The following is a 15,383-nucleotide window of genomic DNA, read 5'->3' on the forward strand; positions in this document are numbered from 1 at the left end:
GCACTGAGGGGTGACGACACGTACGAAAATCGTGCGGAAACGTTCCTTCAGTTGTTCGAAGCGGTGTCCATGCTGCTCGACGCCGATACGAGGCGGGTGCGTGCCCGCCCCATCAGCTCCTCGCGCTCGTCCTCGGTCAACCCGCCCCACACCCCGTACGGCTCGCGCACCGCCAACGCGTGCGCCGCGCACTGAGCACGTACCGGGCACCTCATGCAGACCTCCTTGGCCGAGTTCTCGCGAGCGCTCCGGGCCGCCCCGCGCTCGCCCTCCGGATGGAAGAAGAGCGAGCTGTCCACCCCGCGACAGGCAGCCAGCAGCTGCCAGTCCCACAGGTCCGCGTTCGGTCCGGGAAGGCGGGAGAAATCTGCCATTGCGTGACCCCTTGTAGCCGTTCTGAGCGGATACGGTGCCCACGACCGTACAACTACGATCTAAGGAGATGAAAATATGACTCATTGCGAATCTAGCCTCAGACACCAGGAAAAGGGAAGAAATGGGGCCGAATGGGGCACGGCTTGTGATGAAAGGTTGAGGGTCGGCAGCGCTTCCCCGGGTCGTGTCCGGCCCCTCACGTAGAGTGCCGAAGACTGCACGCAGCCCCGTAACTCTTTCGAGTGACCGTCGTTGAGAGTGCGGAGGCGGTTGAAAACACAAGCGCTCGGACAGGCGTCCGAGACGGTCGACCGCACAGGTGACGATACGTACCAGCCTGGAGGCACAAGGTGACGCGCATCAGCTGCGGAGGGCGGCCATGACTTCCGTCCTCGTCTGTGACGACTCCCCGCTTGCCCGAGAGGCGCTGCGCCGCGCGGTCGCGACCGTGCCCGGCGTCGAGCGCGTGACCACGGCGGCCAACGGCGAGGAAGTCCTCCGCCGCTGGGGCGCCGACCGATCCGACCTCATCCTGATGGACGTGCGCATGCCCGGTCTGGGCGGCGTCGAGACCGTGCGGCGGCTGCTGTCCGCCGACCCCGGCGCACGCATCATCATGCTGACGGTCGCCGAGGACCTGGACGGCGTGGCGCTCGCGGTCGCCGCCGGCGCCCGGGGCTACCTGCACAAGGACGCCTCGCGCGCGGAGTTGAGGGCCACAGTGACCCAGGCCCTCGCCGACCCGACCTGGCGGCTCGCCCCGCGCAGGCTGCGGTCGGCCGAGATGGGCGCCGCACCCACGCTCACCGCGCGGGAGATCCAGGTGCTCGAGGGCATGAGCCACGGCCGCTCCAACGCGGAGATCGGCCGCGAGCTGTTCCTCTCCGAGGACACCGTCAAGACCCACGCCCGGCGGCTGTTCAAGAAGCTCGGCGCCTCCGACCGCGCCCACGCGGTCGCGCTGGGCTTCCGGTGGGGTCTCGTCCGCTAGGCCGTGTCTCCCGGTTCGTCCCGGTGCCCCGTCCCCCGGGGGCGTACGGCGCGGCACGCGCACCCGTCCCACCCGAACGGGACGGGGGCGCCCCCCGCGGCGACGCCCACCGCGGCACTGTTGCGCGCTGCGGCGTGGCCGCCGGGACCGGGGTGCCCGCGCCCGGCCGTGCCGGAGCGGGGGCCCTCCCGTCCGGTCGACGCCCTCGGCTGACCCGGAAGACACGGCCTGGGACCCGCGGCCCGGGACCCGTCGGCCGGGCGGGAACTCCGCCCGCCGGAGGTCACGCGGCGGCTCGGCGGTGCGTTCTTTCTCACGGCGTTGCGCCCTTTCGTCCCGTATGCGGCCCGTCGTCCCGCACGCGTGCGTGGCCGCCGGGCGACCGGCCGCCGCGCCGGGCGCCGGCCTCGGCCGGGCGGTTCCGCGCAGGTCGGCCGTGGTGGACGCCCGTCCCTCCGGCCGGTGCCGTACGGGCCACCCGCGGCGTCCTGGCGGGCTCGTACGAGCGGGGTCACGCGCCCGTCCCGGCGGGCCCGCGCGAGGGGCGTCGCCCGCTCGGTCGCGACGGCCGCTGCTCGTTTCGGCGCGGATGCCGCATCCTTGAGGTGTGGAGTTCCTCGGGGACGATTCGGTCGAGCGGAAGGGGAGGGCGCAGGAGATGAGTTCCGGCGCACCTGCTCATAACGCTTCGGTGCACAACGACGGGCGCGGTGCCACGGACCCGACGGCCGCAGGGCACCATGGACCGATGCGCGACGACGAGGCGGCCACTCCTGCCCAGGGGACGATCGGCCCACTCGTGCACCGCGCCGTCGACGGGGACGAGCAGGCGACGCACGACTTGCTCGCCCACGTCCACCCCCTCGCGCTGCGCTACTGCCGCACCCGTCTGTCCCGGCTGCCCGGCGACGCCCGGCACTTCGTGGAGGACCTGGCGCAGGAGGTCTGCGTCGCCGTCCTGCTCGCCCTGCCGCGCTACAAGGACACCGGCCGCCCCTTCGAGGCGTTCGTCTTCGCCATCGCCGCGCACAAGGTGGCCGACCTCCAGCGGGCGGCCATGCGCCACCCCGGGTCCACGGCGGTGCCCTCCGACGAGATGCCCGAGCGGCCCGACGACTCCCTCGGACCCGAGGAGCGCGCCCTGCTGAGCAGCGACGCGGAGTGGGCGAAGAAGCTGCTCGCCAACCTGCCCGAGAACCAGCGCGAGCTGCTGCTGCTGCGGATCGCGGTGGGGCTGACCGCCGAGGAGACCGGACAGATGTTGGGAATGTCACCCGGAGCGGTACGGGTGGCGCAGCACCGCGCGCTGAGCCGGCTGCGCGCGCTCGCCGAGCAGTAGGGCGCCCGGAGTTGGCCCGTTCGTGAACAGGGCGTTGGTGCGGTCCGTACGAACGTACGAAGCCTAAGGCGGCCTCCGGCCGTGGAATGAGACCACCCCGCTTCCCGTTAGCATGGACATCCGCACCGATCAAGGCCATTTGGGGAAGGTGTCATGACTGCCAACGTCGACGGAGTGCCCGACAAATTCGCGACGCTCGGGCTGACCTACGACGACGTGCTGCTGCTGCCGGGCGCGTCGGACATGGCACCCGACGAGATCGACACCGCCTCGTACGTCTCCAAGAACGTGCGGGTGAACATCCCGCTGCTGTCCGCCGCCATGGACAAGGTCACCGAGTCGCGCATGGCGATCGCGATGGCCCGCCAGGGCGGCGTCGGCGTCCTGCACCGCAACCTCTCCATCGAGGACCAGGCCAACCAGGTCGACCTGGTCAAGCGGTCCGAGTCGGGGATGGTCGCCGACCCGATCACCGTGCACCCGGACGCCACGCTGGCCGAGGCCGACGCGCTGTGCGCCAAGTTCCGCATCAGCGGTGTGCCGGTCACCGACGGCAACAAGAAGCTGCTCGGCATCGTCACCAACCGCGACATGGCCTTCGAGTCGGACCGCACGCGCCGGGTGCGCGAGGTCATGACGCCGATGCCGCTGGTCACCGGCAAGGTCGGCATCTCCGGCGTCGAGGCCATGGAGCTGCTGCGCAAGCACAAGATCGAGAAGCTGCCGCTGGTCGACGACGAGGGCGTCCTCAAGGGCCTGATCACCGTCAAGGACTTCGTCAAGGCGGAGAAGTACCCCAACGCCGCGAAGGACGCCGAGGGCCGCCTGCTGGTCGGTGCCGCGGTCGGTGTCGCCGGTGACGCCTTCGAGCGCGCCCAGGCCCTGATCGAGGCGGGCGTCGACTTCATCGTCGTCGACACCGCGCACGGCCACTCCCGTCTGGTCGGCGACATGATCGCCAAGATCAAGTCGAACCACACGCGCGTCGACGTCATCGGCGGCAACATCGCCACCCGCGACGGCGCCAAGGCGCTCGTCGACGCGGGCGCCGACGGCATCAAGGTCGGTGTCGGCCCCGGCTCCATCTGCACGACCCGAGTGGTCGCCGGTGTCGGCGTCCCGCAGGTCACGGCCATCTACGAGGCCGCCGAGGCCGCCCGCGCGGCGGGTGTCCCGGTCATCGGCGACGGCGGCCTGCAGTACTCCGGCGACATCGCCAAGGCGCTGGTGGCCGGCGCCGACACGGTGATGCTGGGCTCGCTGCTCGCGGGCTGCGAGGAGTCCCCGGGCGAGCTGATGTTCATCAACGGCAAGCAGTTCAAGTCGTACCGCGGCATGGGCTCGCTGGGCGCCATGCAGACCCGCGGCGACCGCAGGTCGTTCTCCAAGGACCGCTACTTCCAGGAGGGCGTCGCCTCCGACGAGCAGCTGATCCCCGAGGGCATCGAGGGCCAGGTGCCCTACCGGGGCCCGCTGTCCTCCGTCGTCCACCAGCTGGTCGGCGGCCTGCGCCAGTCGATGTTCTACGTCGGCGGCCGCACGGTGCCCGAGCTGCAGTCCAACGGCCGCTTCGTGCGGATCACGTCGGCGGGCCTGAAGGAGAGCCACCCGCACGACATCCAGATGACGGTCGAGGCGCCGAACTACAGCGCCAAGCGGTGACGCGCACGCGCGCGTGACGCCTGTCCGCGCCTGTGCGACGCCTGTCCGCCGAGGGCGGCCCCGGGACCATCCGGGGCCGCCCTCGGCGCGTTCCCGGTCCGTCCGGGCGTCCGCTGTCGTGACGGTCGGCGACCGTCGGCGATACTGGAAGACGCTGCAACGCATCAGGGAAAGGCCACAGACGTGACTGAGATCGAGATCGGGCGCGGCAAGCGCGGCCGCCGGGCGTACGCCTTCGACGACATCGCCGTCGTCCCCAGCCGTCGTACGCGCGACCCGAAGGAGGTCTCGATCGCCTGGCAGATCGACGCCTACCGCTTCGAGCTGCCGTTCCTGGCCGCCCCCATGGACTCGGTCGTCTCCCCGGCCACCGCGATCCGCATCGGTGAGCTGGGCGGCCTGGGCGTGCTGAACCTCGAGGGCCTGTGGACGCGCTACGAGGACCCGCAGCCGCTGCTCGACGAGATCGTGGAGCTGCCCGCCGAGTCGGCCACCCGCCGCCTCCAGGAGATCTACGCGGCCCCCATCAAGGAGGAGCTGATCGGCGCGCGCATCAAGGAGGTGCGCGACTCCGGCGTGGTCACGGCGGCCGCGCTGTCCCCGCAGCGCACGGCGCAGTTCTCCAAGGCGGTCGTGGACGCCGGCGTGGACATCTTCGTCATCCGCGGCACGACGGTCTCGGCGGAGCACGTCTCCGGTGCGCACGAGCCGCTGAACCTGAAGCAGTTCATCTACGAGCTGGACGTCCCGGTGATCGTCGGCGGCTGCGCCACGTACACGGCGGCGCTGCACCTGATGCGCACCGGCGCCGCGGGCGTGCTGGTCGGCTTCGGCGGCGGCGCGGCGCACACCACGCGCAACGTGCTGGGCATCCAGGTCCCGATGGCGACGGCGGTCGCGGACGTGGCGGCGGCCCGCCGCGACTACATGGACGAGTCCGGCGGCCGGTACGTGCACGTGATCGCGGACGGCGGTGTCGGCTGGTCCGGCGACCTGCCGAAGGCGATCGCCTGCGGCGCCGATGCCGTGATGATGGGCTCCCCGCTGGCCCGCGCGACGGACGCGCCGGGCCGGGGCCACCACTGGGGCATGGAGGCCGTCAACGAGGAGCTGCCGCGCGGCAAGAAGGTCGACCTCGGCACGGTCGGCACGATCGAGGAGGTCCTCGCGGGCCCGTCCCACACCCCCGACGGCTCCATGAACCTCTTCGGCGCCCTGCGCCGCGCGATGGCCACGACGGGCTACAGCGAGCTGAAGGAGTTCCAGCGGGTCGAGGTGACGGTGGCGGACTCCCAGCACCGCCGCTAGCCCCACCGGGCAGACGCAAGGGCCGGTCACTCCCCTGAGGGGGGTGACCGGCCCTTCTGCGTACGTGGCCGCGGCGGGTCGGACCCGCGGGTGGTGGATCTTGCGACTTTTCGGATGGTGAGCGGCCGCCCCTATGAGAGGTAGGGACGGACACCCGTGAACCATCAGGAGCCTGCCGCAGTACCCGCTGCGGTGGGCTCCACCTGTTGCCAGATTACCGGCGCCCCCACCCCTGTGCCAGCAGTCCAGGGACCGCGCACCACCTCGCGCCCCCCCTCACAGCCGGTGCGCCGCCCCCGTCGGTGTCGCGCCGCGGGTGTCCAGGAGGAGTTGGGCCTTCACCGACAGGCCCTGGAGGTCGTACGTGCGGTGCTGTTGGACGAGGATCGTGAGGTCGGCGTCGGCGGCGGCCTCGTAGAGGGAGTCCGCGCGGGGCACCGGGCGGTCCAGGACGCTCCAGGACGGGACGTGCGGGTCGTGGTAGCTGACGGACGCGCCGAGCTCCATCAGCCGGATCGCGATCTCCCGCGCGGGCGTGCCCTGCTGGTCGGCGAGGTCGGGCTTGTAGGTGACGCCGAGGAGCAGCACGCGCGCGCCCCGGGCGGACTTGCCGTGCTCGTTGAGCAGCGCGGCCGCGCGCTGGACGACGTAGCGCGGCATGCGGCTGTTGACCTGCTGGGCCAGTTCCACCATGCGCAGCGGGCCGCCGGCCTGCCCGGCGCGGTCGAGCGGCACCGCGTGCCCGCCGACCCCGGGCCCCGGCCGGAAGGCCTGGAACCCGAACGGCTTGGTCTCCGCGCAGCGGATGACGTCCCACAGGTCGACGCCCAACTCGTGGCACAGCACGGCCATCTCGTTGACGAGCGCGATGTTCACGTGCCGGAAGTTGGTCTCCAGGAGCTGCACGGTCTCCGCCTCGCGCAGCCCACGCGCGCGTACCACCTTCTCGGTCAGCCGGCTGTAGAACGCGGCGGCGGACTCCGTGCACGCGGGCGTGAGGCCGCCGATCACCTTGGGCGTGTTGCCGGGCGTGAAGACCCGGTTGCCGGGGTCGACGCGGCAGGGCGAGTACGCGAGCTGGAAGTCGCGCCCGGCGCGCAGCCCCGAGGTCTCCTCCAGCAGCGGCCGCAGGAAGTCCTCCGTGGTCCCGGGCGGCACCGGCGACTCCAGGATGACCGTGGTGTGCGGCCGCAGGTGCCCCGCCAGGGTGCGCGCGGCCTGTTCCACGAGGCTCAGGTCGAGCCCGCCGTCCGCGTCGCGCGGGGTGGGCGCGCAGATGACGGCTGTGCGCACCCTCCCCAGCTCGGCCGCGTTGGCGGTGCGCCGGAAGCCCCCCGAGAGCATCCGGCGCAGTTCGGCGGGGCTGACGGAGCCGGCCTCGGGCCCGGTGGCGTACCCGAGCGTGGGGATGCCCGCCGCGACCGCCGCCTGGGCGAGGGGCAGGCCGAGCGGGCCGAGTCCGATGACGGCGAGATCTGCGGGCATGGCGTGGGCCGTCCTTCCCAGTAACCGAAGCGGGGCAGGCACGCAAGCCCTGTGGACAGGACGAGCGAGCGCAATGTCAGACTAGGAGTAAATATGACCGTTATGTGGGATTGATCGACTGTGTTTTCCGGCCGGTCCGTTCCGCTCCCGTGGGGGTTGTCCACAGGCTGGGGGCGAGTGGTGGCTGATGTCGGGCATCCCGGTCAGAATTTGGGCATGGGGAAGGAAGACCGGGCCTCGCCCTGAAGGTGCGGCCGACGCGACGGACAGCGGGAGGCAGCGGTGAGGACAGCGACACTGGGGCCGGCGCAGCGAGCCGAGTCACTGGCGGCCATGGCGGAGCGCGAACTGGACGTGCTGGTCGTGGGAGGCGGGGTGGTCGGCGCGGGCACGGCCCTCGACGCGGTCACCCGCGGCCTGTCCACGGGACTGGTGGAGGCCCGCGACTGGGCCTCGGGCACCTCCAGCCGGTCCAGCAAGCTCATCCACGGCGGCCTGCGCTACCTGGAGATGCTCGACTTCGCCCTCGTGCGGGAGGCGCTCAAGGAGCGCGGTCTGCTGCTGGAGCGCCTGGCGCCGCACCTGGTCAAGCCGGTGCCGTTCCTCTACCCGCTCCAGCACAAGGGCTGGGAGCGGCTGTACGCCGGGTCGGGCGTCGCCCTCTACGACGCGATGTCCATGGCCCGCGGGCACGGCCGGGGCCTGCCCACGCACCGCCACCTGTCCCGCCGCCACGCCCTGCGCGTCGCCCCCGCGCTGAAGAAGGACGCGCTGGTCGGCGCGCTGCAGTACTACGACGCCCAGATGGACGACGCCCGCTTCGTCGCGGCCCTGGTCCGCACGGCGGCGGCCTACGGCGCGAAGGTGGCCAACCGCGCGCGCGTCACGGGTTTCCTGCGCGAGGGCGAGCGGGTCGTCGGCGCCCGGGTGCAGGACGTCGAGGGCGGCGGCGAGTACGAGGTCCGCGCCAAGCAGGTCGTCAACGCCACGGGCGTGTGGACCGACGACACCCAGGCGATGGTCGGCTCCCGCGGGCAGTTCCACGTCCGGGCGTCCAAGGGCATCCACCTCGTCGTGCCCAAGGACCGCATCAACTCCACCAGCGGACTGATCCTGCGCACCGAGAAGTCGGTGCTGTTCGTCATCCCGTGGGGCCGGCACTGGATCATCGGCACCACCGACACCGACTGGGACCTCGACAAGGCCCACCCGGCCGCGTCCAGCGCCGACATCGACTACCTCCTGGAGCACGTGAACTCGGTGCTGTCGGTGCCGCTGACCAGGGACGACGTCGAAGGGGTGTACGCGGGGCTGCGGCCGCTGCTGGCCGGCGAGTCGGACGCCACCAGCAAGCTGTCGCGCGAGCACACCGTGGCCCACCCGGTGCCCGGCCTGGTCGTGGTGGCCGGCGGCAAGTACACGACGTACCGGGTCATGGCCAAGGACGCCGTCGACGAGGCGGTGCACGGGCTCGACCTGCGCGTCGCCGACTGCGTCACGGAGGACGTCCCGCTGCTCGGCGCGGAGGGGTACCGGGCGCTGTGGAACGCGCGGGCGAGGATATCCGCCCGCACCGGACTGCACGTGGTGCGGGTCGAGCACCTGCTGAACCGTTTCGGGTCCCTGGCCGAGGAGGTCCTCGACCTGGTCGCGGCCGACCCGTCGCTGGGCGAGCCGCTCCAGTTCGCCGACGACTACCTGCGCGCCGAGATCGTCTACGCCGCCTCGCACGAGGGTGCCCGTCACCTGGACGACGTGCTGACCCGGCGCACCCGCATCTCCATCGAGACCTTCGACCGCGGGGCGCGCTCGGCCCGTGAGGCGGCGGAGCTGATGGCGCCGGTGCTGGGCTGGGACAAGGACCAGATCGAGCGCGAGGTCGAACACTACGAGAAGCGGGTGGAGGCCGAGCGCGAGTCCCAGCTCCAGCCGGACGACCACACGGCGGACGCGGCGCGGCTGGGGGCGCCGGACATCGTGCCGTTGTGACGGGCCGGTGCTCGGTTCCCCGGCGGATCCGACGGCGACCTGTCCTCCGGGCCCGGCATGCGGCGCACGCTCGGCCGCGGTGACAGCCGGCGCCCGGCCGATTCACTCGAACGGGTGTAGTGGTCCGGGATCTCCGTTCGGGGCCCGCTCGTTCTACGGGGTGCGAGGGCAGAACTCGGCGGCGAGCAGGGCCGGTTCGAGGCCGGGATCTGCGATCGCCGTCGTGTTCACCCGGAAGGTCAGGACACGCCGGCCGTCGGGGGTGGCCGCGCTGCGCACGTAGCTGCCCGCTATGCGGCCGTTGTGCCCCCACACGGTGACGCCGCACGCAAGCCGCTGGGGGAACAGGCCCATGCCGTACACGCCGTGTGCGGCACGGGTGTCGAGCATCTCGTGCAGCCAGCGCGGGGGCAGCAGCCGGCCGCCCAGCAGCGCCGCGTAGAAGCGGTCCAGGTCGGCGAGCGTGGTCACCAGCGAACCCGCGGCCCCGGCCGTCCGCGGGTCGAGCTCGGTGACGTCGGAGCCGTCGGCGGCGAAGGCCCGGCCGTGCGGCGGGGGAAGGGTCCTGCGGGACCCGGGGAAGGAGGTGCCGGTCAGACCCAGTGGAGCGAGCAGCCGCCGCTCGGCCTCGGCGGCGTAGGAGCGGCCCGTGACCTGTTCGACGACCAGGCCGAGCAGGACGTAGTTGGTGTTGGAGTAGGCGAAGCGGCCTCGGTCGGCCGGAGGGTGGGTGACGGCGAGACGGACGGCTTCCAGCGCGGTGACGGGCGCCGTGCCGCTGGTGTCCCGGGTGTAGTCGTACAGGCCGCTGGTGTGGGTGAGCAGGGAACGGAGGGTCAGCGCGCGCCCGTCGTTGCCGGCCCCCCGCACCAGGCCGGGCAGGTACCGCTCCACCGGGTCGGACAGCGACAGACGGTGCTCGGCGGCCAGTTGGAGCACCACGGTGGCGACGAACGTCTTGGTGACGCTGCCGGCCCGGAAGTGGTCGTCGCGTGCGATGCCCGGACCCGCCTCGGCGTAGCGGGTGCCGTTCTCCCCACGGGCCAGCAGGGCGGCGGCGGGTACCCCGCCCCGGGTGAGCAGCAGCGGCAGCAGGGCGTCCGCGGGTGCCGGGGACGCGCTCTGCGAGGCGCTCGTGGTGAGCCAGAGGAGCACCAGGGCCAGGGGTATGACCCGCAGGCTTCGAAGCAGCGGCGGCATCGCGGGTCCTCTCGTGGGGGCGCGCCCCATCCTGCACGCGCTCCCTGTGCGCCGTGGTGGCGGGTGGCAGGGGGAGTTGTGGAGGGCCCCGCTCCGGGCGTGTCGCAGCCCGCGGCCGAACTGTGTCGCACCTATTGGCCGAAATGTGCCGTGCAAGAGGTCCGGACAGGGGAACCCGGGGCGTTGGGCACTTGTCGGGTGAGGGACAATGGAGGCTCTGTCAGGGCGGGTTGCTTGAGGGGACGCATGTCGGAGGCGGAGCGGGCGGGAGCATCCCGTCAGGACAAGAGCGCACGTCTCCTCGCCGGGCGGTACCGGCTGGGAGACGTACTCGGCCGCGGCGGCATGGGTACGGTGTGGCGCGCGGAGGACGAGACGCTCGGACGGACGGTCGCCGTCAAGGAGTTGCGGTTCCCGTCGAACATCGACGAGGACGAGAAGCGCCGGCTGATCACCCGGACGCTGCGCGAGGCCAAGGCCATCGCCAGGATCCGCAACAACAGCGCGGTGACGGTCTTCGACGTGGTCGACGAGGACGACCGGCCGTGGATCGTGATGGAGCTCGTCGAGGGCAAGTCGCTCGCCGAGGTGATCCGCGAGGACGGCGTGCTGGAGCCCAAGCGGGCGGCCCGGGTGGGCCTGGCGGTCCTGGACGTCCTGCGGTCCGCGCACCGCGAGGGCATCCTGCACCGTGACGTGAAGCCGTCCAACGTGCTGCTGGAGTCCGGCACTGACCGGGTCGTGCTCACCGACTTCGGCATCGCTCAGGTCGAGGGCGACCCGTCCATCACCTCCACCGGCATGCTCGTCGGCGCCCCCTCCTACATCGCCCCGGAGCGGGCGCGCGGGCACAAGCCCGGCCCGGCGGCCGACCTGTGGTCGCTCGGAGGGCTGCTGTACGCGGCGGTCGAGGGCACCCCGCCGTACGACAAGGGCTCGGCGATCGCGACGCTCACCGCGGTGATGACCGAGCAGTTGGAGGAGCCGAAGAACGCCGGTCCGCTGCGGGACGTCATCTACGGGCTGCTGACCAAGGACCCGGAGCGGCGCCTGGACGACGCCGGGGCGCGCGCCATGCTCAACGCGGTGGTCCTCGCGCGCGACCCGAAGGAGTCCGAGCCGGCCGACGCGACGAAGGTCGTGCCGCTGCCGAAGCAGGCGGACGGGACGCGGGAGAAGGGCGGTTCGGGCGAGAAGCTGCGCGGGGCGCTGCGGTCCGTGCGCAAGGCGGCCGCGGCCGGCGGGACGGCGGCTTCGGCGGCCGGGACGCGTGACGGGTCCGCGAGCGGGACGGCCGCGGGCGGGGTCGACACGGCGGACACGGCCGGCTCCGGCGGGACGCGGTCCACGGGCACGGCCGCGACGACCTCCGTGCGGTCGGCGTCCGCCGGGACGGCGGGCGGTGCGGACGACGCCGGCACCACCGGCTCGGGCGGGGGCCGCAGTTCGGGCTGGCCCGTGATGACGCCGCCGGCCGACCTGCCGCCGAGGCCGGTGCCCCGGGCGCCGCTCACCGACGTGGTGCCGCGACGCACACTGGTGATCATCGCTGTGGTGGCGGCGCTCGCGGTGCTCGGCACGGTGCTGGCCCTCACCCTCGGCGGTGGGGACGACGACGGTTCCGACGGCGCCAAGGGCGGCCCCGGGGCGAGCTCGGTCGCCGGCCGGAGCCCCGGCGCCAAGGAGGACAAGAGCGGCGGGACCGGCACCGACGGGTCGGCCTCGCAGTCCGCGCCCACCGGGACCTCCTCCGCCGCCGAGCCGGGCAGCGGGTCCGGGACGAGCGGCAGCACCGGCGCGGGCACGTCGGCGGGCGGCAAGAGCACGGCCGTGTCCACGCACAAGGGCGGCCAGGGGTACTCGATCGGGCTGCCGCAGGGGTGGACGTTCCAGAAGACCTCCTCCGCCGGTGACCGGTTCACCGGGCCGAACGGGCAGAAGCTGCTCGTCGCCTGGACGACCGAGCCGAAGGACGACCCGGTCGCCGACTGGAAGAACCAGGAGCGCGGCATGGTGCGCTCGCAGTACCAGAAGATCCGGATAGCCAAGGTGGACTACCGCGACTGGAACACGGCCGACTGGGAGTTCACCTACGTCGACGGCGGCACCGCGTACCGGACGATCGACCGGGGTTTCGTGGTGAACGACCACCAGGGCTACGGGCTGATGTACACGGCGAAGGCGGCCGACTGGAACAGTGCCGAGCGGGCGGCCACCTGGAAGACGCTCTCGGAGACGTTCCAGCCGAAGAAGTGACGGCGGGTCGGCGTTCGGGCCGCGGCGCGGCGGGAAGCCGTGGAAGGAGCGGCCGGGGAGGCGAGATCTGGCATCCCCACTTTGCGGGTTGCCTCCGGCACGTATCGTGAGTGCTTGCGGACCGTACGCATCCGGCCGGATGCCCACAACGGTGCGTGACACGAACGGATTTGACCGACCGGGCGGCTGGGGGAGGCACACGTGGACGACTATGCGGGGCGGGTACTCGCCGACCGCTACCGCCTGCCGCTGCCGCCCGCCGACGAGTACGAACTCACCGAGAGCCGGGCCTTCGACACCTACAGCGGACAGGAAGTCCTGGTCCGCCAGGTGCCGTTGCCCGAGGTCGTCGAGGCCGAAGTGCTCGACGCGGAGGGACTGCCCGCGGGGTTCACCGCCCGTGAGCGCAGGATGCCCGGCGCGAGCACGCGCAGGCCGTCCGACCCGGTCGTGCGGCGCGCTGTGGAGGCCGCGCAGGCCGCCGCCGGCATCCCCGACCACCCCCGCTTGGACCAGGTCTTCGACGTGTTCGCCGACGGCGGCTCGCTGTGGATCGTCAGCGAGCTGGTGGCCGCGCGGCCACTCGCGGCGCTGCTCGCCGAGCGGACGCTGACGCCGTACCGGGCGGCGGAGGTCGCCTCCGACGTGCTGATGGCGCTGCGGGTGCTGCACGCGCACGGCTGGGTGCACCGCAACATCACCGCGCGCACCGTCCTGGTCTGCGACGACGGCCGGATCATGCTGACCGGGCTCGCGGTCGGCGCGGCCGAGGAGGCGCTGTGCGGGTACGACCCCGTGCCGGCCGAGGACGACGGCGGGCCCAGCCCGGGTCCCGGCGGCGCGGCCGGTGCACCCGGCGGCGCGGTCGACCCCGAGGCCGCGCGCCGTGCCGCCATCGAGGCGCGGGCGGCGGGCCGGCTCCCCGCGCCCCCACCCGCCCCGCGCGGCGCACCCGGGGCCGCTCCAAGTGCGCGGCCCGTGCCCCCCGGGGGCACCTCCCCGGCCGTTCCCGGGTCCCGTGGCGCGCTCGCCCCCCGGGCGCTGGAGAGCACCGAGGACATCCGGGCCGCGCGGGCCGGGGCCATCGCCGCGTACCGGGCGGGCGCGCGGGCGGCGGCCCGCATCCAGGAGGCCCAGGAAGCCCAGCAGGGCCGGCGGGCGGCGCTCCCCGGCGCCCGCACCCCGGTCGAGGGCGGCCCGGCGCAGGGCGCGCCGACGTCGCCGTACGGCAGCGGGCTCGCGCAGCCGGGCGGTCAGCCGCCCGGGCAGATCGCCGACCCCTACGGGGTGCGCGGAGCCCCGGCGGGCCTGCCCGCCCCGGCCCCGTACGACGGCGGCCGGCAGCTCCCCGGCCCCGGTGAGGGCCCCGGCACGGGGGAACAGCAGGGGACGCGGCCCGCCCGCTGGGACGACCCCGCCACCGGGACGCCCGCCCCGCGCGGGCCCGCCACCGCGCTCGCCGCCGAGCGGGCACGGCAGGCCCGGATGGCCGTGGTCGGCCCGGTCACCGAGCGGTGGGCGCCCGAACAGGCCGGTCCCGTGCACGAGAACTGGCAGCTGGCCGCGCCCATCGGACCCGCCACCGACCTGTGGGCGCTCGGCGCCCTGCTGTTCCGCGCCGTCCAGGGCCACGCGCCCTATCCCGAGGACTCGACCGCCGAGCTGGTGCAGCTGGTGTGCGCGGAGCCGCCGGCGTTCGCCGAGGAGTGCGGGCCGCTGCGGCCGGTCGTGGAGTCGCTGCTGCGCCAGGACCCCACCGAGCGCCCCGACGTGGAGCTCCTCAGCGGCTGGCTGCGCTCCCTGGTGCGTTCGGCGCCCGAACCGGAGGCCGGCGTCCATGTGATCGCCGCGCCGCCGGCCGATCCGCGCCGGCTGCCCATCATCCGGCGCAAGGGCGAGCTGGTGCGCCGCCGCAAGGCCGGGCTGCCCGCGCACCACGGGCGGCACAAACGGCACGAGGCGAGCGGTTCGCCCCGCAGCCTGGGCCGCACCCTGCTCGTGCTGATCCTGCTGGTGCTGGCGGCGGCGGTGGCGTACGCGGTGCTGTTCATGCCCAAGGCGGGCGAGCGGGACGGCACCGCGCAGAACACCGGCACGGGCACCGTCAGCGACCCGCCCGCGGCGAGCAGCAGCAGCGAACCCCGGCCCGAGCAGACCTCGCCCGCGCCGCGCGGCAGCGGCAGTCCCACCGCCGGGACCCCGTCCGGCTCCGGCCCCGCCGTCGCCAACGGCTTCACGCTGCGCACCGACACGGCCGGTTTCCGCGTCGCCGTGGCCGACGGCTGGGACCGCACGCCGAAGAACGGGCGCGCCCAGGTCGTGTACTCCCACGGGGACTTCGAGCTGATTGTCGTCCCCGGGCGGGACTCCTCGGCCCGGTACGGCGGCGATCCGATGGTCTACCAGCGGGAGAAGGAGAGCGAACTCCAGCCGTACCGGGACTCCAGCTGGGCCACCGCCTCCGGGCTGCGGACCACCCAGGTGGGTGAACGCGTCATGGCGGAGGGCCAGTTCACCTGGACGGGGACCGGCGGGCGCGAGCTGTACGTGCGCAACCTCGCGCTGCTGCTCGACGGCCGCTACCACGTCGTCCAGGTGCGCGGCCCGGAGGCCGAGCGCGACGAGGTGACCCGCATCTACGAGCAGGCGCAGGCTACTTACCAGTACACGGGCTGACCGGCACGGGGCCGACGGCGGCGGGGGCCCGGTGGCGGCTCCGGTTCCCGCCGCGGGCCGGAAGCGACAACCGTCACAGTGCGGTCTCCTTGGCACCCCGCT

Annotated in this window: 10 protein-coding genes; 7 read left to right on the top strand and 3 right to left on the bottom strand. The window is 73.3% G+C overall.

Annotated elements, in window-relative coordinates; translation table 11 throughout:
- Positions 1–47: 47 nt before the first annotated feature.
- Complete coding sequence (locus tag E4U91_RS20970) at positions 48–374, bottom strand: WhiB family transcriptional regulator (RefSeq protein WP_137308255.1); 327 nt, start codon at positions 372–374, stop codon at positions 48–50.
- A 380-nt stretch (positions 375–754) separates the two neighbouring features.
- Between E4U91_RS20970 and E4U91_RS20975 the strand changes: the two genes are divergently transcribed.
- The 4 genes from E4U91_RS20975 (at position 755) to E4U91_RS20990 (ending at position 5,675) form a co-directional block, all read left to right on the top strand.
- A complete protein-coding gene (locus E4U91_RS20975; protein ID WP_003948568.1) occupies positions 755–1,366 on the top strand; it encodes a response regulator transcription factor in 612 nt (203 codons plus the stop codon).
- 748 nt (positions 1,367–2,114) lie between these two features.
- Positions 2,115–2,705, top strand: a complete 591-nt coding sequence (locus E4U91_RS20980) for a sigma-70 family RNA polymerase sigma factor (protein ID WP_067240270.1) — start codon at positions 2,115–2,117, stop codon at positions 2,703–2,705.
- A 153-nt stretch (positions 2,706–2,858) separates the two neighbouring features.
- Positions 2,859–4,367: an IMP dehydrogenase gene (gene guaB / locus E4U91_RS20985; RefSeq protein WP_137308256.1), complete on the top strand. Its 1,509-nt coding sequence runs from the start codon at positions 2,859–2,861 to the stop codon at positions 4,365–4,367.
- A gap of 183 nt (positions 4,368–4,550) precedes the next feature.
- The gene (locus tag E4U91_RS20990; RefSeq protein ID WP_137308257.1) at positions 4,551–5,675 is read left to right on the top strand and encodes a GuaB3 family IMP dehydrogenase-related protein; all 1,125 of its coding nucleotides are present in this window, start codon (positions 4,551–4,553) and stop codon (positions 5,673–5,675) included.
- Positions 5,676–5,951: 276 nt separating this feature from the next.
- On the opposite strand, the gene E4U91_RS20995 is transcribed toward E4U91_RS20990, so the two are convergent.
- Positions 5,952–7,160 (bottom strand): nucleotide sugar dehydrogenase, encoded by a 1,209-nt coding sequence (locus E4U91_RS20995; RefSeq protein WP_137308258.1) that lies wholly within the window; start codon positions 7,158–7,160, stop codon positions 5,952–5,954.
- 282 nt (positions 7,161–7,442) lie between these two features.
- Here E4U91_RS20995 and E4U91_RS21000 point away from each other — a divergent pair, with 282 nt between their 5' ends.
- Positions 7,443–9,149: a glycerol-3-phosphate dehydrogenase/oxidase gene (locus E4U91_RS21000; RefSeq protein ID WP_137308259.1), complete on the top strand. Its 1,707-nt coding sequence runs from the start codon at positions 7,443–7,445 to the stop codon at positions 9,147–9,149.
- A 153-nt stretch (positions 9,150–9,302) separates the two neighbouring features.
- Here the strand turns inward: E4U91_RS21000 and E4U91_RS21005 are convergent, their stop codons facing one another.
- Positions 9,303–10,349, bottom strand: coding sequence for a serine hydrolase domain-containing protein (locus E4U91_RS21005; protein ID WP_137308260.1), 1,047 nt, complete (start codon positions 10,347–10,349; stop codon positions 9,303–9,305).
- A gap of 246 nt (positions 10,350–10,595) precedes the next feature.
- Here E4U91_RS21005 and E4U91_RS21010 point away from each other — a divergent pair, with 246 nt between their 5' ends.
- Both E4U91_RS21010 and E4U91_RS21015 read left to right on the top strand, forming a co-directional pair.
- Positions 10,596–12,605 (top strand): serine/threonine-protein kinase, encoded by a 2,010-nt coding sequence (locus E4U91_RS21010; protein ID WP_137308261.1) that lies wholly within the window; start codon positions 10,596–10,598, stop codon positions 12,603–12,605.
- A 201-nt stretch (positions 12,606–12,806) separates the two neighbouring features.
- Positions 12,807–15,281 carry a protein kinase gene (locus E4U91_RS21015; RefSeq protein ID WP_137308262.1) on the top strand — a complete coding sequence of 825 codons (2,475 nt, stop codon included), beginning with the start codon at positions 12,807–12,809 and terminating at the stop codon, positions 15,279–15,281.
- Positions 15,282–15,383: the final 102 nt, after the last annotated feature.

The sequence above is a fragment of the Streptomyces lasalocidi genome (assembly GCF_005280215.1).
In the GTDB taxonomy this organism is placed as follows: Bacteria; Actinomycetota; Actinomycetes; order Streptomycetales; family Streptomycetaceae; genus Streptomyces; species Streptomyces longwoodensis.

Bases quoted from the DNA above. Each gene is read 5' to 3' on its own strand.
- E4U91_RS20975 (WP_003948568.1), top strand. From the start codon at position 755: ATGACTTCCGTCCTCGTCTGTGACGACTCCCCGCTTGCCCGAGAGGCG.
- E4U91_RS21005 (WP_137308260.1), bottom strand. From the start codon at position 10,349: ATGCCGCCGCTGCTTCGAAGCCTGCGGGTCATACCCCTGGCCCTGGTG.
- guaB (WP_137308256.1), top strand. From the start codon at position 2,859: ATGACTGCCAACGTCGACGGAGTGCCCGACAAATTCGCGACGCTCGGG.
- E4U91_RS20970 (WP_137308255.1), bottom strand. From the start codon at position 374: ATGGCAGATTTCTCCCGCCTTCCCGGACCGAACGCGGACCTGTGGGAC.
- E4U91_RS20980 (WP_067240270.1), top strand. From the start codon at position 2,115: ATGCGCGACGACGAGGCGGCCACTCCTGCCCAGGGGACGATCGGCCCA.
- E4U91_RS21010 (WP_137308261.1), top strand. From the start codon at position 10,596: ATGTCGGAGGCGGAGCGGGCGGGAGCATCCCGTCAGGACAAGAGCGCA.
- E4U91_RS20995 (WP_137308258.1), bottom strand. From the start codon at position 7,160: ATGCCCGCAGATCTCGCCGTCATCGGACTCGGCCCGCTCGGCCTGCCC.